Below are 20,609 nucleotides of genomic sequence, written 5' to 3'. Positions count from 1 at the left end.
AACAGCGAAAAACTTTGTCCACCCCGTGGACGCTTGCCCCTCTTTCTCGCGAAGCTTGGGACGGAAGCAATGAAGCGTCCGTGAAACAGCCAGCCCTTCTGGTGTGGCAACACGAGTGCCATATTTCCGCAATGAAACGGCGCCGCGATTTTGTGCGAAACAAAGTAAGTACCAAGCGCAACGTCAGTAAAAATACCTAGGACGTATCGGTTGTTCTGCTGTTCGCGAAGTCGCGGATCACGGCGGGCGATGGCGCAACACATGCGTCGCCGTTGGACGTGCGTGCGTGCACGCGCTGAAGTCATCCATCAGCGTGGCGATCCATTCCCGGTCACGCCGTGAACACGGCGCCACTTGCACGCGTAGTCGATGGCGATCCGTGAGCCAGGCTTCAGTCGGCATTGAAGGAAAATTAACGCAGGAAGTTCGATAACGCGGTCCAGGTCGTAGTGCCTTCGAACGCGGCTCGTGCGTCACCGATGGTGGGCCGCGCGGGGCATCCAGCCACCCTGGGGCATTCACGGCTGAGGGGCGGCGAATGCATGCGGCTGCATCGGTCATCCAGCCCGGACTCTTGCATCAGGAGCAGACCGGACGGCCTCCACGCGGAACGAGCGACGCGCGATCCACGGCAATCCATCCCATTCAGAGAGGACAAGGCCAGTCATGAGCATTCCTGTCCAGCGCTATTTTCGTATCCTGGTCATCGGCGAGCCCACGGGTGTCGTTGAGCGCGTCGTTGAAGAGGAACTGCACTTCGAGGTGGAGTCCATCGGCGCGGAACTGATAGCCAAGGCGATCCGCACCGGCGCCGACCTTGGCGCCATCATCGTTTCCCGCGAGCTCGCGCCCGCGGCGATCGCCGCCCGTGACGAGCGCGGCCTGCGCATGCCCATCTTCATGATCAGCAGTCGCGACGAGGAGACGCTGGCCGAGCCTTTCCTGAAATCGCTCGACGGCGTCGTGATCGCAGAGCTCGAAACAAGGGAGTTCTACGAAAAGCGATTGCTGGCCGCGGTGGAGAACTACGCGCGCAGCCTCCGGACGCCTTTCTTCGGCGCGTTGATGCAATACGATTTCGACGCCAATCGCACGTGGGCCTGTCCCGGCCACCAGGGCGGCCAGATGTTCATGCGGCACCCGGTGGGCAGGCTCTTCTACGACCACATGGGCGAGAACGTCTTTCGGGACGACATCTGCAACGCCATGGTGTCGCTCGGCGACCTGTTGATCCACGAGGGGCCGGCGCTTGCCGCGCAACAGGCGGCCGCGAAGGTTTTCCATGCGGACCGGACCTATTTCGTGCTGAACGGGACGTCTTCGTCGAACAAGGTGGTGAATACCGCCTTGTTGCGCAGCAAGGACGTGGTCCTGTTCGACCGCAACAACCACAAGTCCAATCACCATGGCGCCTTGCTGTTCGCGGGCGCCATTCCGATCTACCTCGAAACGGACCGCAACGGATTTGGCATGGTGGGGCCGATCGACGCCTCGGCGTTCGAGGAGAGTTCGATCCGCGAAAAGCTGAAGAATCACCCTCGCCTGAAGGGCACGGACGCGTGGAAGAAGGAGCGCCCGATCCGCGTGGCCATCATCGAGCAGTGCACGTATGACGGCACGGTCTATAACGCCAAGAAAGTGCTGGAGAAGATCGGCCACCTGTGCGAGTACATCCATTTCGACGAGGCATGGGCGGGCTTCGGCGCCTTCCATCCCCTGATGAAGCACCATTTCAGCATGGGGCTGAAGCTCGGCGGGAAGGACCCGGGTGTGATTGCGACGCAGTCGACGCACAAGCAGCTGGCGGGATTCTCGCAGGCATCGCAGATCCATGTCCGCGATGAACATATCCGCGACCAGCCGTTCCGCATCAATCACAAGCGTTTCAACGAGATGTTCATGCTGCAGGCGTCGACCTCGCCGTTCTACCCGCTGTTTTCCAGTCTCGACGTCAACGCGCAAATGCATGGCGACAAGGCCGGCAAGGTGCTGTGGGACGACGCCATAAAACTGGGTATCGAGGCGCGCAAGGCGATACGCAAGCGCTTTGCTCCCTTCATCGACCCCTTTGTCCCGCATGGGGTCGAATACCACGGCAAGAAGACCCGCTGGGAACATGTGCCCACCGAGGTGCTGGCGCGGGAGCAGGCCTTCTGGCAGCTCGCGCCGGGCGAGAAGTGGCACGGCTATCGCAACCTCGGCGAAGACCTGGCGATGGTCGATCCGACCAAGCTGATGCTGATTACCCAGGGCATCGACACGAGTTCGGGCAGCTATGAGAAAACCGGCTTGCCGGCAACGATCCTGGCCAACTTCCTGCGCGAGATCCATGTCATTCCGGAAAAGAATGACCTCTACAGCATTCTCTTCCTGCTTACGCCAGCGGTCGGCGAGGGAAAGATGGCGATGCTGGTCGCGGCGCTGGAGCGATTCAAGGACCACTACGATGCCGACAGTCCGCTCTCCGCGGTGGTTCCCTTGCTCTACGCCAAGCACGAACAGCGCTATCGGAATTATTCGCTGCGCCAGTTGGCCAGGGAGATGCACGAATTCTTCGTGTCGAAGGACATCAAGGAACTGCAGCGCCTCTGCTTCCGCTACGAGTCATTCCCCGAGCAGGCGATGTCGGCGCGAGAGGCGAACGAGGCGCTCGTGGGCGGCGAGGTGGACTTCGTGCCGATGAGCGAGGTCTCCGGGCGTATCGCCGCGACGCTGGCGCTGATATATCCGCCGGGGATCGGCATCGTCGTCCCGGGCGAACGATACGATGACCGGGCCCGGCCGATGATCGACTACTTCGCGGCCTTCGAGGAAAGCTGCAACCGCTTCCCGGGCTTTTCGTACGAAGTGCAGGGTGTCTATCAGGTGGAAGAGCAAGGGCGCATTCGCTTTTATACCTACGTCGTTCGCGAGTAGCAGGCCTGCGACGGTTCATCGCGAGCGTGCCGTCGGACCGTCGCTTCCCGTTGTTCACTTCCCGTCGGCCAACGGCGCCCGGCATGCCTGCCGGGCGCCACCGGTTTTGTTGCATCGCTGGCACGTTCCTTGAGGCACATGAGTCGAGCAACGACATCGCCCAGGTCCCCAGGCCTTCGCATCCCGAGTGACCGCGCACGTAGCCTGCGCCGTCGGGCAGGGCTGTGCGCGATGAAGCTCGACGAGGTCGTGCCTTATGGAACTCAACTTCTGCGTGGTCGATGAGCAGGGCGAGCCCCTTGACGTTTTCTGTGAAGTGCACGCGCGAGGTGGCCACGTGCACTGGCGGGCCTGGGTTTACGGCTTCGCCTCGCTGAAGGACAGCTTCGAAGGCAACGCCTTCGACGAATCCGCGATCGCGGGGCAGGTGCAGACCGAGGTGCTGCTGCGGGGCATTCGCGCCGCAGATTGACGCCACGCGGCAGGAACTGACCCTGGTGGCGGGGTGGGTCGTCTCACTGCCGATGACGCAGCCGTAACATCGGTTTTGCGATACCAAAGGCATCGCAAGGGAGACGTCCGATGATCGAGCAAATCGAAGGGTTGCCGCCGGGTACGCTGGGCTTTCGCGCGAGCGGGCAGGTTACCGCGGCCGACTATGAGCGGGTGCTGGTGCCGGATATCGAGGCGGCATTCGCGATCCACCGCAAGCTGCGGCTGCTCTACCACGTGGGACCGGATTTCACCGGCTTTGACCCCGGCGCAATGTGGGACGACGCCATGCTGGGTTTCCGGCATTTCAGCGGATGGGACCGCGTTGCACTGGTGACCGACGTGCCGTGGCTGCGCATTGCGGCGACGGCCATGGGTTTTGCCGTGCCGGCCCAGCTCAGGCTGTTTCGCAATGCCGAACTGGTCACCGCCATCGACTGGATCCGCGAGCCGCGGCCCGAGCCCGAAGAAGGGAACAAATGAAACTGTTTGCGCAGGCCTTGTCAGTGGCGGCGGCTTGTGCTGAACTCGGTCACATGTCCAGCACTGCCACCCTTCCTGATTGCATCGAAACCATCGCCGCGTCGGCGATGACCGATGCCCGTGCGCGCGTGCTGAATAACAACGCCAATACCAATACCCGCATCGATGGGTGGGCCGGCGTGTAAGCAGAACAGCGCAAACTTTCACGCAAAAAGGCCCGCACATCGCGGGCCTTTTTGTTTTTTCGCCCCGCCAGAAACCCAACCAAGGAATCCGTGTCATGTGTTCGATCTTCGGCATGTTCGACCTGCAACCGGGTGATGACCTGGCGGCGTTGCGCCAGCAGTCGCTGGAGCTTTCCCAGCGCCAGCGACACCGTGGCCCCGACTGGAGTGGTGTGTTCGTCGATGCTGGCGTGATCCTGGTGCACGAGCGCCTGGCCATCGTCGATCCCGCCAGCGGCGCGCAGCCTCTGCGTTCGCGCGACGGCGCCCTGGCCCTGGCCGTCAACGGCGAGATCTACAACCATCGCGATTTGCGCGCCGCCAGTGATTACGACTTCACCACCGGTTCCGACTGCGAGGTGATCAATGCGCTGTATCGCGTGCACCCCGTGCCGGCCGAATGGGTGACCAGGCTCAACGGCATTTTCGCCTTCGCGCTGTGGGACAGCGAAGCATCGCGTTACGTGATCGCGCGCGATCCGCTGGGCGTGTGTCCGTTGTACTGGGGGCACGACGCGCAGGGGCGGCTGTGCGTGGCTTCGGAGATGAAGGCGCTGGTGGGCGTGTGCGCGGACGTGGCGCCGTTTCCCCCGGGCCATGTCTACGACAGCATCGATGGCCAATGCCGCCGGTATTACCACAAGCCCTGGCGCGACTACGCGCAGACCCAGGGGCAGGAGGTGTCGCCGGGCGCGTTGCGCGATGCGTTCGAACAGGCGGTCCATCGTCAGCTGATGACGGACGTGCCCTACGGTGTGCTGCTTTCCGGTGGCCTCGATTCGTCGCTGGTGGCCGCCTGCGCCGCGCGATTCGCACGGCATCGCGTGGAAGAGGACGACCGCGCGGAAGCGTGGTGGCCGCGCCTGCATTCCTTCGCGATCGGGCTCGAAGGCTCGCCCGACCTGGCCGCCGCACAGATCGCTGCCGACGGGCTCGGCACGGTGCACCACGGCTTCGTTTACACCTTCTGGGAGGGGCTGGACGCCCTGCCGGAAGTGATCCGCCATATCGAAACCTACGACGTCACCACCATTCGTGCCTCCACGCCGATGTACCTGCTGGCGCGGCGCATCAAGGCGATGGGGGTGAAGATGGTGCTTTCGGGCGAAGGCTCGGACGAGATCTTCGGGGGCTACCTGTACTTCCACAAGGCGCCGTCGGCGGAAGCCTTCCACGAGGAAACCGTGCGCAAGCTCGACGCGCTGCACAGTTACGACTGCCTGCGCGCGAACAAGTCGATGATGGCCTGGGGTGTCGAGGCGCGCGTGCCCTTCCTCGATCTGGCCTTCCTCGATGTCGCCATGGGCATGGATGCTCGGTACAAGATGGCGGGGCCGGGCAGGATGGAGAAGGCGGTGTTGCGCGAGGCCTTCCAGGGCGCGCTGCCGGACGAAATCCTGTGGCGGCAGAAGGAGCAGTTCAGCGATGGCGTCGGTTACGGCTGGATCGACGGGCTCAAGGCGCATGCGGAACAGGCGGTGAGCGATCGCGAGTTCGCCGCCGCGGCCACGCGCTTTCCGCACAACACGCCGGCCACCAAGGAAGCCTACCTGTACCGGCGCATCTTCGAGCGCTTCTATCCGGGCGAGGCGTGTGCGGCGACGGTGCCGGGCGGCAAGTCGATCGCCTGTTCGTCGCCGGCGGCGCTGGCATGGGATCCCAGCTTCGCCGGGGCGGCTGATCCTTCGGGGCGGGCCGTGAAGGGGGTTCACCAGCAGGCGCTGGCCTAGCTTTGGGCTTCCCTTCCCCGGCGGGGAGAGGGAGCAAAAGCGCGCGGCGCTCGGCTTTAAGTCCTCTACGCTGAGGCGCGTTGCAGAGAAGCGGCGACGCAGAGGCGGAGGTGTCCCGCGTCGAGCTCCGAAGAGCGTTCCGGCCTGTATCCAACCCTTTGCCGCGAGCTCTTGAGGCCATTCTCTTTGGGTTACTTTTCTCTTGGGCCAGCAAGAGAAAAGTGACTCGGCCTCCGGCAGGAGGTCGAAACGCCCGCTGCGCAAGCGGCAAGCTGGCCACAGTGCTTGGGAACAAAGCGAAAAAAAGGGCCACACGATCACGCCCGATCCACGCCACCGCAAGCACCCACCCCCCTCACCGCCGTACAAGGTGGCAATGCCCCAGTCCTCTCGCCTGCGGAGAGGGGGGGGCTGGAGTGAGGGAGCACGCTGGCCTCAGTCGACTTTCCCAGCGAGGTTTTGGAAGCTCGCTCAATGCGACCATCCCGCGAGCACCCACCCCTCACCCCAACCCTCTCCCCGGAGGGGAGAGGGAGTCGGGCGAGGTTCTTTGGATGGCTTGCTCTGCTACGATAGAGGGCCGTTTTCCCATGATTTTTCATCCATGATCGAAACCAATCCGATCCATGCGCAGATTGCGGACCTCAAGGGCCGCGTCGAGTCGCTTAGGGGGTATCTTTGACTACGCCACCAAGCGTGAGCGTCTCGAAGAAGTAAGCCGCGAACTGGAAAGCCCCACGGTGTGGGACGATCCGCCGCGCGCGCAGGAGCTGGGTCGCGAACGCGCCCGCCTGGACACCATCGTCAGTGGCATCGACAGCCTCACCTCTGGCCTCACCGACGCCGGCGAGCTGCTGGAGATGGCGGCGGCCGATGGCGACGAGGACACCATCCAGTCCGTGGTCACCGACCTGGCTGGCCTCGAGGCCAAGGTGGCCAAGCTGGAATTCCAGCGCATGTTCTCCGGCAAGATGGACGCCAACAACGCCTTCGTGGACATCCAGGCCGGCGCCGGCGGCACCGAGGCGCAGGACTGGGCCGAAATCCTGCTGCGCATGTACTTGCGCTGGGCCGAGTCGCGCGGCTGGAAGACCGAGCTGCTGGAAGTGTCCGGCGGCGAAGTGGCCGGCATCAAGTCCGCCACCTTCCGCGTGGAGGGCGACTACGCCTATGGCTGGCTGAAGACCGAGATCGGCGTGCACCGCCTGGTGCGCAAGAGCCCGTTCGATTCGGACAATCGCCGCCACACCAGCTTCACCTCGGTGTTCGTGTCGCCGGAAGTGGATGACGACATCGACATCGACATCAATCCGGCCGACTTGCGCACCGATGTGTACCGTTCGTCCGGCGCCGGTGGCCAGCACGTGAACAAGACCGAGTCGGCCGTGCGCATCACGCATATCCCGACCAACACGGTGGTGGCCTGCCAGACCGAGCGCAGCCAGCACGCCAACCGCGACCGCGCCATGAAGATGCTCGCGGCCAAGCTGTACGAGCTGGAGCTGCAGAAGCGCAACGCCGAGAAGGATGCGCTGGAAGCCTCCAAGTCCGATATCGGCTGGGGCAGCCAGATCCGCAACTACGTGCTCGACCAGAGCCGCATCAAGGACCTGCGCACCGGCATCGAGCGTTCGGACACGCAGAAGGTGCTCGATGGCGACCTCGATGAATTCATCGAGGCCAGCCTGAAGTCCGGCCTGGATGCCGGCGCCAAGCGCGTGGATGCGTGATCGCCAGCCCATGAACCTGCCCACGGAGGCATTGCCCGCATGAACCGCAGGAAGACTTTCCGCACTCTGTTGGCATGTGCGTCCCTGGTGGCATGCCAGGGCGTGGCCACCGCACAGGACAATGGTTCTGCCAGCCAGGGCATCAAGGAAGATGCACGCACTGCCGGCAAGCATGTCGGTGACGCTGGCCGCGACGTCGGCCACGCCACCCGGGATGCGGCCGTGACCGTGGGGCACGGCGCGAGGGACATGGGCGTGGCGGTCGGCCACGGCACGCGGGATGCCGCCGTGACCGTCGGGCATGGCGCGAAAGAGGCCGGCCAGGGCATCGGGCATGGCGCGAAAGAAGGCTGGGACGCCACCAAGCACGCGGTGAAACACGTGTTCGGCAAGGATGATTGACAGCCAGCGTGGCGGGAAAGCACGGTCCCGCTGGTTTGACAGTGAAAGACCAACTCAGAGATGCGCCCGCCATTCGCGCGGGCGCCGGCAGCTACGGAAACCTCATGACTGAACCGACCGACATCCAGCCCATCGACGAGAACAAGCTGATCGCCGAGCGTCGCGAGAAACTGAAAGCGCTGCGCGCGCAGGGTGTCGCGTTCCCGAACGACTTCCGGATCGATGCCTTCGCCGGTGACCTGAAGGCCGAGTTCGCCGATGCCGGAACATGGACCGCCGAAGCCATCGACGGCCTTGCCCGCCGGGTCAAGGTAGCCGGTCGCATCATCCTCAAGCGCGACCAGGGCAAGGTGGCGTTTGTGCAGGTGCAGGACATGAGCGGCCGCATCCAGCTGTTCATCCACCAGGGCACGGTGGGCGAGGAGACCTACAAGGCGTTCAAGGGCTGGGACGCGGGCGACATCGTGGGCGCCGAAGGCCAGCTGATGCGCACCAAGACCGGCGAGCTGTCGGTCAAGGTGGATGTGTTGCGCCTGCTCACCAAGAGCCTGCGTCCGCTGCCGGACAAGTTCCACGGCCTGGCCGACGTGGAGCAGCGCTATCGCCAGCGTTACGTCGACCTGATCGTTACCGAGGAGGCTCGCCGCACCTTTGCGCAGCGCTCGAAGATCATCGGCTTCATCCGCAAGTGGCTGGAGGCCGAGCCGCGCCGCTTCATGGAAGTGGAGACGCCGATGATGCACGTGATCCCGGGCGGCGCCACTGCGCGCCCGTTCGTCACGCACCACAACGCGCTCGACATGGACCTGTACCTGCGCGTGGCGCCGGAGCTGTATCTCAAGCGCCTGGTGGTCGGCGGCTTCGACCGCGTGTACGAGATCAACCGCAATTTCCGCAACGAGGGCGTGTCGACCCGGCACAATCCCGAGTTCACCATGCTGGAGCTGTACCAGGCCTACGCCACCCATACCGAGATCATGGACCTCACCGAGGAAGTGATCCGCGCCTCGGCCGAGGCGGTGATCGGCACCACCCGGCTGGCCTGGGAAGGTACCGAGATCGACGTCGGCCCGGCCTTCCGCCGCTGGAGCATGGAAGAGGCGGTGCTGGAGATGAATCCGGACATCCGCCGCGAGGAGCTGCGGGACCGCGAGGCGCTCGCCGCGCACGCCCGGCGCCTGGGCTGCCAGGTGAAGGCGGATTTCGGCTGGGGCCGCCTGCTGCTGGAGATCTTCGAGAAGACGGTGGAGCACACGCTGATCCAGCCGACCTTCATTACGGACCATCCGGTGGAGGTCTCGCCGCTGGCCCGCGAGAGCGACACCAAGCCGGGCATCACCGACCGCTTCGAGCTGTTCATCAACGCCAAGGAAATCGCCAACGGCTTCTCCGAGCTCAATGACCCGGAAGACCAGGCTGCGCGCTTCCAGGCACAGGTGGACGCCAAGGCCTCCGGCGACGACGAGGCCATGCACTTCGACGCCGACTACATCCGTGCGCTGGAGGTGGGCCTGCCGCCGACGGGCGGCCTGGGCATCGGCATCGACCGCCTGGTGATGCTGCTGACCAATTCGGCGTCGATCCGCGACGTGCTGCTGTTCCCCTATATGCGCCCGGAGGCCTGATTCATGTGGTTTGTCATCATTGGTACAGATATACCTGATTCGCTTGAGAAACGTAAGGCGGCTCGCCCGGCCCACGTGGCCCGCCTTCAGCAGCTCCTGGACGAAGGGCGCCTGCTCGTCGCCGGCCCGTTCCCGGCTATCGAGTCGGACGATCCGGGTCCGGCAGGCTTCACCGGCAGCCTGATCCTGGCCGAGTTCGCTTCGCAGGCGGATGCGGAGGCCTGGGCCAGGCTTGATCCGTATATGGACGCCGGCGTCTACGCGAGCGTCAGCGTCAAGCCCTTCATCAAGGCGCTGCCGCGGGCATGAGCACGCCGATGGTCGAGCAGATCCGCGAGCGCCTGCAGCAGGCGCTCGCGCCGTCGACCCTCGAAGTGCTGGACGAGGGTTACAAGCACGCCGGCCACGCCAACGAGGGCAAGGGGCACTTCCACGTGCGCATCGTCAGCGCGGCGTTTGCCGGGCAGCTGTCCATCAAGCGCCATCGCCTGGTCTATGCGGCCCTGCAGGGGCTGATGGACAACGGCATCCACGCGCTTTCCATCGACGCGAAGGCGCCGGGCGAATAGCGGCCCGCAAGGTCTCCGGAGCCGTCGTCCCGGTCAAAGCCGGGGCCCGGTGACTCGGCTTTTCAGGCTCCCGACGGCACTGGATTTCTGCTTTCGCAGGAATGACGATCGATGGGGTGCCAATAAATGCTTTTATAACATTGACTTGTGAGTCAGTGTTCAAGCGAAATATCTTGCCGAAACGCGTTGCGGCTGCGGCCCGCGTTTGGCACAGTGCCCCATCGCCCGAGTGCCTCGGGCATCCCTCCAAGATGTTGATGCCCGTATGCGCCTGACCACGATCAAACTCGCCGGTTTCAAGTCCTTCGTGGACCCGACCACCTTGCATCTGCCGACCAACATGACCGGCGTGGTGGGGCCCAACGGCTGCGGCAAGTCCAACATCATCGACGCCATCCGATGGGTGATGGGCGAGAGCGCGGCCAGCCGCCTGCGCGGCGACTCGCTCACCGACGTGATCTTCTCCGGCTCCAACGCCCGCAAGCCGGTGGGCCAGGCCACGGTCGAGCTGATCTTCGACAACGCCGACGGCACCATCCAGGGCGAGTACGGCCAGTACGCCGAGATTTCGGTCAAGCGCCAGGTCACCCGCGATGGCCAGTCGGCGTATTTCCTCAACGGTGCGCGCTGCCGCCGTCGTGACATCACGGATTTGTTCCTGGGCACCGGCCTGGGACCGCGGAGCTACTCGATCATCGAGCAGGGCATGATCAGCCAGATCGTGGAGGCTGCTCCCGACGAGCTGCGCATGCATCTGGAAGAAGCCGCCGGCATCTCCAAGTACAAGGAGCGCCGCAAGGAAACCGAGAGCCGCATCAAGTCCACCCGCGAAAACCTCGACCGCGTGCGCGACGTGCGCGACGAAGTGGACAAGCAGCTCGAGCACCTCAACCGCCAGGCCCGAGCCGCCGAGCGCTGGAAGGCGCTGAAGGAAGAGCAGGTGCGCAAGGAAGCCGAGCTGCGCGCGCTCGAATACCGCGGGCTGAAGAGCCAGCACGATGGCGAAGGCCAGGGCCTTTCCGCCGCCGAGATCGAGATCGAAAAGCAGCTGGCCGGACAGCGCCACGTCGAGGCGCAGCTGGAGAGCGTGCGCGAGCGTCACTCCGGTGCCTCCGAGCATCTGAACGCCGTGCAGGCCGAGGTCTACAAGGTCGGCGCCGAGATCGCCCGTGTCGAGCAGCAGGTGCGCTACAACCGCGAGACGGCCGACCGGCTGCAGCGCGCGCAGGGTGATGCCGAGCGCGAGCACGCCGAACTGGCCGCGCACATCGGCAACGACCGCGCGCAGGTGGAAACGCTGCGCATGGCGCTGGCCGAGGGCGAGCCGCGGCTCGAAGCCCTGCAGCAGATGCAGGACGACACCGCCGATTCGGCGCGGGAAACCGAAGCCAGGCTGGCCGACTGGCAGCAGCGCTGGGACGTGCATACCCGCACGGCCGGCGAGTCCAGCCGTGCAGCCGAAGTGGAGCGCACCAAGCTCAACTACCTCGACCGCCAGGGCATCGACCTGTCGCGTCGCCGCGAAACGCTGGAAGCGGAACAGAAGGCCACCGACGTGGCCGCGCTGGACGCCGCCTCCGAACAGCTGCACGTCGAGCACGACACGCAGCGCGAACGGGTGGAGTCGCTCGGCGGCCTGCTCGACCAGCACAAGACCAGCCACGAGAAAGTGCTGGACGAGGAACGCCAGGTGCAGTCCTCGCTCAACGAGGCGCGCCAGCAGCTGCAGAGTGCGCGCGGCCGGCAGTCGTCGCTCGAAGCCCTGCAGCATGCCGCGCTGGGCCAGGACGAAAGCGCCGCCAGCGGCTGGCTGGCCCGGCTGGGCCTGGACAAGTCGCGTCGCCTGGGCGAATCGCTGCAGGTGGAAGCCGGCTGGGAAACCGCGGTGGAAACCGCGCTGGCGGGCTTCCTCGACGCCGTGCTGGTCGACGGGTCGCATGGTCTCGCCGCCGAGTTCGGCGCGCTGGAGAACGCCGACGTCGCGCTGGTCGATGCAGCCGAGGGCGGCGTCAACACCGCCGGCACGCTGGCGGCGCATGTGCGCGGCCCGGCGGCGGCCATCGCCATCCTCAGCCATGTGCTGACGTCCGATTCGATCGAGCACGCACACCGGATCGTCGCTGGCCTGTCCGCGCTGGCGCCGTACCAGTCGGTGATGACGCGTGCCGGCGAGTGGCTGGGCCCGGGCTGGGCCCGCGTGCGCCGCGCGCAGGGCAACCAGGTGGGCGTGCTGGCACGCGAACGCGAGATGCGCACGCTGGCCGAGCAGGTCATGGCGCTGGAAGAGCGCATCGAAGAGGCCACCAACACCCTCGATGACCTGCGCACGCGCAAGTTCGAAGCCGAGCGCGCCCGTGACGATGCCCAGCGCGAGCTGTACAACGCGCATCGCCGCCAGTCCGAGCTGGCCGGCCAGCTGCAGAGCCATCGCGGCAAGATGGAAACCGCCCGCGCGCGCGCCGAGAAGGTCGCCGGCGAGCTGTCGGACCTGATCAGCCAGCTGGACGAACTGCAGTCGCAGACCCGCGAGGCCCGTGCGCGCCTGGACGAATCGGTCGGTCACATGGGCGACCTGGAAGACCAGCGGCGCGAGCTGGAGAACGAGCGCCGTGCGCTGCTGGAATCGCGCGAGGAAGCGCGCATGAACGCGCGCGAGGCGGCCGACCAGGCGCATGCGCTGGCCCTGTCGATGGAGTCGAAGCGCTCGTCGCTGACCTCGCTGGAACAGTCGCTGGCGCGCATGGACTCGCAGCTGCGCCAGATCGAGATGCGCCGCAGCGAAATCGCCGAGCAGCTCGCGGCCGGGTCCGACCCGATCGCCGAACTGGAAGCCGAACGCCAGACCTACCTCGACCAGCGCCTGCTGGTGGACAAGCAGCTGGTGGAGGCGCGCCGGGCGCTGGAGGATTGCGACGCTGAATTCCGCCGGCTGGAGCAGGAACGCCAGCGCATCGAGCAGGGCCTCAACGGCCTGCGCGAAAACCTCTCGCAGAAGAAGCTCGCTGCCCAGGCCCTGCAGTTGCGCGCCGAGCAGCTGGCCGAAGCCATCACCGCTTCCGGCCTGGAACTGGAGCCGCTGCTGGCCGAACTCGCCGAGGATGCCGACGCCAGCCAGTGGCGTTCGCAGCTCACCGACATCGGCCAGAAGATCGTGCGCCTGGAGCCGGTGAACCTCGCCGCGATCCAGGAACACGCCGAGCAGAGCGAGCGCAAGACCTACCTGGACAACCAGCTGGCCGACCTGGTCAGCGCGATGGAGACGCTGGAGGCGGCGATCAAGAAGATCGATCGCGAGACGCGCCAGCGCTTCAAGGAAACCTTCGACCGCGTCAACGCGGGCGTGCAGGAGCTGTTTCCGCGCCTGTTCGGCGGTGGCCATGCCTATCTCGAACTCACCGGCGACGACCTGCTCGATACCGGCGTGGCGATCATGGCGCGACCGCCCGGCAAGCGCGTCTCCAACATCACGCTGTTGTCCGGCGGCGAGAAGGCGTTGACCGCGGTGTCGCTGGTGTTCGCCATCTTCGGCCTCAACCCGGCGCCGTTCTGCCTGCTGGACGAGGTGGATGCGCCGCTCGACGAAGCCAACGTGGGCCGCTTCTCCAACATGGTGAAGGAGATGAGCGAGAAGGTGCAGTTCATCTTCGTCAGCCACAACAAGGCCACCATGGAGGCGGCCTCGCAGCTCTGCGGCGTGACCATGCGCGAGCCTGGCGTTTCGCGCCTGGTGCAGGTCGACCTCGCCGAAGCAGCTAAACTTGCAGGCGCAGCCTGAGGAATCCCAAATGACCGTGCAACCCGTGCTCGCCTTCGCCTGGAATCCCGCCGTGGGCATTCCGCTCCTGATCGTCGGCCTGATCGTGCTCGCGCTGATCTGGCTGTTCGGTCAGCCGAAGAAGGAGCAACAGGGGCGGCGGCGATTCGTGCCGGGCGCGACCGGCGAGCGCCGCGAGCCCACCTTCGGCAACGAAGGCGAGTCGCCCGCGGAGCCGTCGTTCAGCGCACGCGACGACTTCCATCTCGATGCGGGTGGCGACCGCCTGCCGCAGCAGGGCGAGCTGGACATGGGGCTGCGCGAAGAACTCGAGCGCCTGGGCGCCACCCTGGCGGGCGGCAAGGACCGGGTGGAGCCTGCGCCGGTCGGCCGGCCTTCCGGTATCGCCGGTTCCATCGTCGATGCGCTGCGCGCGCCGCCGGAACAGTTCGAACAGAGTCTCACCGGTACACCGGCGGTGGAACCCATGGCGTCGCCGCGTGCGTCGGCGCCGGTTGCGCCGCCTGCTGCGCCCGCACCGCCGCCGGCCGCCCCGCGCGTGCCGCCGCGCTCCGACGTGGGCCGCCGTCCGGAGCGCATGCCGGTCGAGCGTATCGTCACCCTGTTCGTGGTGGCACGTGAAGGCGGCGTATTCAACGGCACCGATCTGATCGTGGCGGCGGAGAAGGCTGGTCTCGAATTCGGCGACATGGGCATCTACCACCGCCTGGTCGACGGCAAGCGCGAGCTCGGCCCCATCTTCAGCGTGGCCAACATGCTCAAGCCGGGCAACTTCGACCTGTCGCGGCTGGACGCGCTGCGTACGCCTGGCGTCAGCTTCTTCATGACCCTGCCGGCGCCGATCCCGGCACTGGACGCCTGGGACGCCATGCTGCCCACCGCCCAGCGGCTGGCCGAGCTGCTGGACGGCCAGGTGCTGGACGAGGAGCGCAATGCGCTTGGCCGCCAGCGGGTGGCGCACATCCGCGATGAATTGCGCGGCTGGGACCGCGACCACGAGGGCAGGGAAATCACCTTCGGGCGCTGAGTTCCGGCGCAGCTGAGGGCGCACCGCAGGCGCGGAGGCTTGCGCTGCGCCGATGACTCCGACAGAGTCTCCCTCCATGGAGGGGACGCATGGCCTGGAAATCACTGCGGCATCTCGCGTGGCTGGGCATCCTGACGCTCGCCGCATGCACCCATTCGGACTTTCGTCCCGACTATCCGCGCGTGCCCAGCACGGTGCTGCCGGTGCAGCAGGATGCGCCGCTGGCGGCGTATGCAACGCGCATGGTGGCCTCCCATGACAACGAATCCGGGCTACGCCTGATCAGCGATTCCAGCGATGCGCTGCTGGCGCGCATCGCGCTGGCCGATCGCGCCGTGCACTCGCTGGACCTGCAGTACTACATGTTCCACAGCGACTCGACCGGCCTGCTGCTGGCGCGGCACCTGCTGGCCGCTGCCGATCGCGGCGTGCGGGTGCGCCTGTTGCTGGACGACCTGCACGTGGCGGGCGACGACGCGGCGCTGCGCGCGCTCGACAACCATCCGCACATCGAGATCCGCCTGTTCAATCCATTCCTCGAGCGCAATTCCTCGGCATGGGGCATGGGCAAGCAGTTTGCCGGCGACTTCTCGCGGCTCAACCGTCGCATGCACAACAAGGCCTTCATCGCGGACGGCTCCATGGCCATCGTCGGTGGCCGCAACATCGGCGACGAATATTTCGATGCCAACGGCGGCGTCAATTTCCGCGACCTGGACGTACTGGCGATCGGTCCGGTGGTGCATGAGGTGGGGCAGGCGTTTGACCGCTACTGGAACAGTCCGCAGGCGTTTCCCATCGGGGCTTTCCACTACCCGAAGCCGGACGATATGCAGCTGCAGGAGCTGCGCAAGAAGCTGGCCGACAGTGCCCGCAAGTTCAGTGAGGGCGCCTATGCGCAGAACCTGGTGGCGCGGGTGGGTGACATCGCGCGGGAAACGCCGTCTGGCCAGTGGGCATGGGGGACGGCAAGCTATCTGGCCGACGATCCGGAAAAGGGCGATCCCGAGGCCAACAACCGCGACCTGCACATGGCGCCGGCGATCCGCGCCTGGATGGATGCTTCGCAACGCCGGCTGACCCTGATCTCGCCGTATTTCGTGCCGGGCGACCGCGGCGTGGCCTATCTGCAGGGCCAGCGCCAGCGTGGCGTGGCGGTGGAAATACTCACCAATTCGCTGGCATCCACCGATGCAGGCGGCGTGTACGGCGCCTATGCGTCCTACTACGTTCCGCTGCTGCAGGCGGGCATCGACCTTTACGAACTCAAGCCAGACGCCCGGCGCAGCGGCGGCGGCAGCCATTTCTTCGGCTCGTCGTCCGGCGCCAACAGCCTGCATGCCAAGGCGATGGTGGTGGACGATTCGCACGCCTTCGTCGGTTCGATGAACCTCGATCCGCGCTCGTTCGACATCAATACCGAAGATGGCGTGATCATTGATTCGCCCGCGCTGGCCCGGTCGCTGCTGGCCATTTTTGCCGATGCCGCCAAGCCGGAGCACAGCTACCGCGTGCTGCTCGATGCGGGGAGCGGGAAGGCGTACTGGGAAGCCAGGCACGAGGGGCAGATGATCCGCTACGACAGCGCCCCGGAAACGAGCTGGTGGCGTCGCTTCAAGGTGAACGTCGGCGGCGTGCTGCCGGTGGAGCACCTGCTGTAGCCAGGCGGCGGGTGAAGAGCGTGCGAGCAAGGATGCATCCGCTACCCGAAAGGCGTAAGTTGCAGCCGACGCTTCTTTGGCCGCGGGCGCAGCACCTGGCTCGCGTTATCCCGGACCTCGGCTGGCGACGGGTGTGCGCATGCGCCGCTCCTGCAATGGCGACCCGCCGATGAGGGGCGCCGACTCAGTAGCGTTCAATCCCCCGGCGCCGCGCCGCGTCGTGACACGCGTGCTGTGCGTACTGGCCAGTCTCTTGCTGCTTGCCGCATGCAGCGGCGCAACGCGCCCCGCATCGTCGGCGCCGCCGGGCGCAGCGGCAGACGCGAACGACGCGCTGGTGGTGGCAAGGCACCTGTGGCGCGACGCCGCCGAAAACCGGCGGGCCGAACCGGCGGCACGTGGTTGGCTGCGCTGTGCCATCGCGGCCCATCAGGCGGAGGCAACGGTTGACGAGGCGCGCCGGGACGAAGCCACCGTGGTTGCCAACAGCTGCACCAGCGAGCTGATCGGCTTTCTGCTGAAGCGCGAACCGCCGCTATGGACGCCACGAACGGTCAGCATCGCAGGCGTGAAGCTCGACATCGTGTTCCGCGACATGCCCCGCGGTTTTTCCGATCGCCCGCTGGCGCTGCTGCGCGCAGATGCCGTCAGTATTCCCGCCATCCTTGGTCGTCGCTATGCCACGCCGGGTTTTGGGGTTTCGATGGCCGCGTGGCAGGCGCGTTGCACCGACCGGCCGATCTGCGCGCTGTATCCGCCGGAAGGCATTACCCGTCCCGTGACGGCGTGGGTCGAAACGGATGCCGAGGGCACGGCGCGCCTGGTCATGACCGATCCGCTGCTGCACCCCACGCTGGCCATCGGCGATCGCCAGGTCACGCTGGCCACGGATGTCACGGCGCCGCTCGCCGCGCTGATCGAGCGCACGCGGATCAATCGCCTCGCGCTGTGGACGCTGGTGGGCGGCAAGCAGCTGGCCATGCGTGAAGGCCTTTATCTGCTCGAGGACTATGACCCGGACAAGACGCCGGTGATCATGCTGCATGGCCTGGGACGCAGCCCGCTGGTGTGGGCGAAGTTGACCAACATGATGATCGGCGCGCCCGACTTGCGCGCGCGTTATCAGGTGTGGCACATCGTCTATCCGACCAATACGCCGGTGCTGCTCAATCGCCTGCGCGTGCAGCGTTTCCTCGACCGTGGCTGGCTGATCCTCGACCCGGAAGGGGCCGCGCCGGCACACAAGGACATGGTCCTTATCGGGCACAGCATGGGCGGCGTGCTGTCGCGCCTGCTGGCGTCCAACAGCGGCGACGTGCTCTGGCACGCGGCGTTCGACGTGCCGCCTTCGGCCGTGAACGGAAGCAGGGCCGACGTGGCCGTGGCTGACGAGGTTTTTCATTTCCGGGCGTATCCCGGCATCACCAGGGAAATCTTTCTCGCCGCGCCGCACCTGGGCAGTCCGGTGGCCGATCATTTCCTTGGCCATCTCGCGGTGCGTCTGGTGAGCGCGCATGCGCCCGAACTGGATGCGCTCGGTCGCCTCGTCGACGCCAATGCCGAACACATTTCCCCCGAACTGCTGAAGGACTACCGCACCGAGGGCCTGAGCAGCGTCAGCACGCTGCGTGCGAACCAGCCGGTGAGTCGCGCCTCGCACGCGCTGATGCCGGTGGCGGGCGTGCGCTACTACACCTTTGCCGGCAATCTGCCTGGCGAGGATCCGCCGGGCGATGGCGTGGTGCCGCTCAAGAGCGCGATGCTCGAGGGAGCGGTCTCCACCACCATCGTCAGGGACGGCCACCAGCTGTATCTGAATCAGGATGTGCTGGCGAAAATCCTCGACATACTTCGCCAGCCCTGAGCTTCGGCGGCCCGGGTGTCGATGCGTCCGCCTCAGGCCGGCTGCTTGCGGAACGAGATGGCGAAGCGGTTCCAGCCGTTGATGGCCACCACCAGCAGGGTGAGGTCGGTCAGTTCCTCGGGCGAGAAATGCGGCTGCACCGCTTCCCACACGCTGTCCGGCACATGGCTGGCGGAAATCAGCGTGAGCGACTCGGTCCATTCCAGCGCGGCGCGTTCGCGGTCGGTAAAGAAAGGCGTCTCGCGCCAGACGCTCAGCGTGGCGAGCCGCCGCTCGTTTTCGCCGGCCTTGCGGGCGTCGGACGAGTGCAGGTCCACGCAATAGGCGCAGCCGTTGATTTGCGATGCGCGCAGGCGCACCAGTTCGACCAGCGATTTCTCCAGTCCGCTTTTGCCGATGCGCTGTTCCAGCGCCACCATCGCCTTGATGGCTTCGGGGCTTGCCTTGTAAAAGTCGAGGCGCTCGCTCATGACGTTCTCCGGGAAGTGGGGTGGGAGGGGAAAGTGGCGTCAGGTTAGACTTCGCGGTGGCCTTCTTGAATGTCCACTTTCAGGTAATTTGAGGTAGCCACTCGATGGATATCCAATTGACCCTTGCCGGCCGCCGCGACCTGATCGGCCAGCTTTACCGGCAACTGCGTGCCGGCATCACGGACGGCCGCCTCGCAGCGGGCGAGCGCCTGCCGTCCACGCGCGACCTGGCGCGGCAGCTGGGTGTGTCGCGCAAGACCACGCTCGAGGCGTTCGAGCGCCTGGTGGCGGAGGGCTACCTGGTCACGCGCGCCGGCGACGGCACGTATGTGGCGGCCGGACTGTCACCGCCGCCCGCTCCCGCGCGCCTGCGGGCGGTCGCCACACCGCGTCCCGCCGAGGTATGGAAGCGCGTGCCGGAGGCGCTGTCGATGCCCCTGCCGGGAACCAAGCTGGCCTACGACTATCTTGGCGGCGTGACGGACAAGGCATTGTTCCGCGCCGACGCCTGGCGCAAGTGCATCAGCCACGCGCTACGCGTGCAGGGGCGAGGGCGCGGCATGTACCGGGAGCCCGCGGGCGAGCAGGAGCTGCGGCTGGCCATCGCCCGCCATGTCGGCTTCAGCCGTGGCGTGGCGTGCAACTGGCAGGACGTGATCGTGACCCAGGGTGCCCAACAGGCCGTGGATCTGGCCGCGCGGGTGATGATCAATCCGGGTGGCACCGTGGCGGTGGAAGACCCGGGCTATCCACCGGCGCGCTCCAGCCTGCTGGCGCTCGGCGCACGCGTGGTGCCCGTGCGCGTTGACGATGAGGGGCTGCGGGTGGATGCCTTGCCGGACGACGCGCGGCTGGTCTACGTCACCCCGTCGCACCAGTTCCCGCTGGGCATGCCGATGAGCCTGGAGCGGCGCATGGCCCTGCTCGAGTGGGCGTCCAGGCGCGGCGCGCTGATCGTCGAGGACGACTACGACGGCGAGTTCCGCTTCGAAGGGCGCCCGCTGGAATCACTCAAGAGCCTGGATCGCGGTGACGTGGTGGCTTACGTGGGCACCTTTTCCAAGACCATCTTCCCCGAGCTGCGCGTGGGCTACGTGATACCGCCGGCGTCGCTGGCCGGCGCCTTCCTCAAGGCCCGGCAGATCAACGACTGGCATGGCTGCAGCCTGACCCAGACGGCACTCGCCCGCTTCATGCTCGACGGCGAGTTCGGCAAGCACGTGCGACGCGTGCAGAAGTACTACGCGGAACGGCGCGAGGCCTTGCTGGAACACCTGCAGGGCGAGCTCTCGCCCTGGCTGGAACCGATCGTGCCCGCCGCCGGCATCCACCTGGCGGCCTTGTTGCGCAAGGGGCTGGGCGAAGACGAGCTGATCGCCCGGGCGCGCGGCGCTTCCATCGGGCTGTATGGCCTGGGCGGCTTCTATGCAGGGCGGCGGCGAAGGCAGGGGCTGCTGTTCGGCTATGGCGACATTTCGGTGGACGCCATCCATGCGTCGATGTCCAGGCTGAAATCGCTGCTGGAAGGCGCGGGGCGCTGACCCGCACCGGGCATTTCGCCTCGTATCCGGGTCGATGGGAACTATCCAAAAGTTCTAGCGGATCGCTTGCCGGAATTCACGCCAATTCAGCATTTTCTTC

16 protein-coding genes are annotated in these 20,609 nt (G+C 66.0%); 15 read left to right on the top strand and 1 reads right to left on the bottom strand.

Features of this window, described 5'->3' with window-relative positions:
- Positions 1-666 precede the first annotated feature (666 nt).
- The 14 genes from speC to ACXU4B_RS04510 all read left to right on the top strand — a co-directional run bounded on the left by speC (position 667) and on the right by ACXU4B_RS04510 (position 18,498).
- On the top strand, positions 667-2,916 hold the full coding sequence (speC, locus tag ACXU4B_RS04575; protein WP_131408173.1) for an ornithine decarboxylase: 2,250 nt from the start codon (positions 667-669) through the stop codon (positions 2,914-2,916).
- Positions 2,917-3,172: 256 nt separating this feature from the next.
- On the top strand, positions 3,173-3,388 hold the full coding sequence (locus tag ACXU4B_RS04570) for a hypothetical protein (protein WP_131408171.1): 216 nt from the start codon (positions 3,173-3,175) through the stop codon (positions 3,386-3,388).
- 110 nt (positions 3,389-3,498) lie between these two features.
- A complete protein-coding gene (locus ACXU4B_RS04565; RefSeq protein ID WP_131408169.1) occupies positions 3,499-3,891 on the top strand; it encodes a SpoIIAA family protein in 393 nt (130 codons plus the stop codon).
- Positions 3,888-4,076 (top strand): hypothetical protein, encoded by a 189-nt coding sequence (locus tag ACXU4B_RS04560; protein WP_131408167.1) that lies wholly within the window; start codon positions 3,888-3,890, stop codon positions 4,074-4,076. Before ACXU4B_RS04565 ends, ACXU4B_RS04560 begins: the two co-directional genes overlap by 4 nt.
- A gap of 95 nt (positions 4,077-4,171) precedes the next feature.
- Positions 4,172-5,845, top strand: coding sequence for an asparagine synthase B (asnB, locus tag ACXU4B_RS04555; protein ID WP_131408165.1), 1,674 nt, complete (start codon positions 4,172-4,174; stop codon positions 5,843-5,845).
- A 604-nt stretch (positions 5,846-6,449) separates the two neighbouring features.
- Positions 6,450-7,575 (top strand): peptide chain release factor 2 gene (gene prfB, locus ACXU4B_RS04550; protein ID WP_131408163.1). Its coding sequence is split into 2 segments (ribosomal slippage): positions 6,450-6,524 and positions 6,526-7,575, totalling 1,125 coding nucleotides; the frame shifts between segments, so codons are not numbered across the junction.
- Between the two features lie 39 nt (positions 7,576-7,614).
- Positions 7,615-7,977, top strand: a complete 363-nt coding sequence (locus ACXU4B_RS04545; RefSeq protein WP_165583144.1) for a hypothetical protein — start codon at positions 7,615-7,617, stop codon at positions 7,975-7,977.
- A 104-nt stretch (positions 7,978-8,081) separates the two neighbouring features.
- The gene (gene lysS / locus ACXU4B_RS04540) at positions 8,082-9,602 is read left to right on the top strand and encodes a lysine--tRNA ligase (RefSeq protein WP_131408161.1); all 1,521 of its coding nucleotides are present in this window, start codon (positions 8,082-8,084) and stop codon (positions 9,600-9,602) included.
- A gap of 3 nt (positions 9,603-9,605) precedes the next feature.
- Positions 9,606-9,911, top strand: coding sequence for a YciI family protein (locus ACXU4B_RS04535; RefSeq protein ID WP_131408159.1), 306 nt, complete (start codon positions 9,606-9,608; stop codon positions 9,909-9,911).
- Positions 9,908-10,171: a BolA family protein gene (locus ACXU4B_RS04530; protein ID WP_131408157.1), complete on the top strand. Its 264-nt coding sequence runs from the start codon at positions 9,908-9,910 to the stop codon at positions 10,169-10,171. The genes ACXU4B_RS04535 and ACXU4B_RS04530 overlap by 4 nt, the downstream gene beginning before the upstream one ends.
- Before the next feature lie 265 nt (positions 10,172-10,436).
- A complete protein-coding gene (gene smc, locus ACXU4B_RS04525; protein WP_131408155.1) occupies positions 10,437-13,946 on the top strand; it encodes a chromosome segregation protein SMC in 3,510 nt (1,169 codons plus the stop codon).
- Between the two features lie 10 nt (positions 13,947-13,956).
- Positions 13,957-14,973, top strand: coding sequence for a cell division protein ZipA (zipA, locus tag ACXU4B_RS04520; RefSeq protein WP_131408152.1), 1,017 nt, complete (start codon positions 13,957-13,959; stop codon positions 14,971-14,973).
- An 89-nt stretch (positions 14,974-15,062) separates the two neighbouring features.
- Complete coding sequence (locus ACXU4B_RS04515; RefSeq protein ID WP_131408151.1) at positions 15,063-16,634, top strand: phospholipase D family protein; 1,572 nt, start codon at positions 15,063-15,065, stop codon at positions 16,632-16,634.
- A 169-nt stretch (positions 16,635-16,803) separates the two neighbouring features.
- Complete coding sequence (locus ACXU4B_RS04510; protein ID WP_458910842.1) at positions 16,804-18,498, top strand: esterase/lipase family protein; 1,695 nt, start codon at positions 16,804-16,806, stop codon at positions 18,496-18,498.
- A 32-nt stretch (positions 18,499-18,530) separates the two neighbouring features.
- Here the strand turns inward: ACXU4B_RS04510 and ACXU4B_RS04505 are convergent, their stop codons facing one another.
- Positions 18,531-18,968: a carboxymuconolactone decarboxylase family protein gene (locus ACXU4B_RS04505; RefSeq protein ID WP_131408147.1), complete on the bottom strand. Its 438-nt coding sequence runs from the start codon at positions 18,966-18,968 to the stop codon at positions 18,531-18,533.
- 104 nt (positions 18,969-19,072) lie between these two features.
- On the opposite strand from ACXU4B_RS04505, the gene pdxR reads away from it, so the two are divergent.
- Positions 19,073-20,509: a MocR-like pyridoxine biosynthesis transcription factor PdxR gene (pdxR, locus tag ACXU4B_RS04500; RefSeq protein ID WP_131408145.1), complete on the top strand. Its 1,437-nt coding sequence runs from the start codon at positions 19,073-19,075 to the stop codon at positions 20,507-20,509.
- Positions 20,510-20,609 lie beyond the last annotated feature (100 nt).

Source organism: Dyella soli, from assembly GCF_054482295.1.
This window is presented reverse-complemented; position numbering and strand designations above follow the sequence as displayed.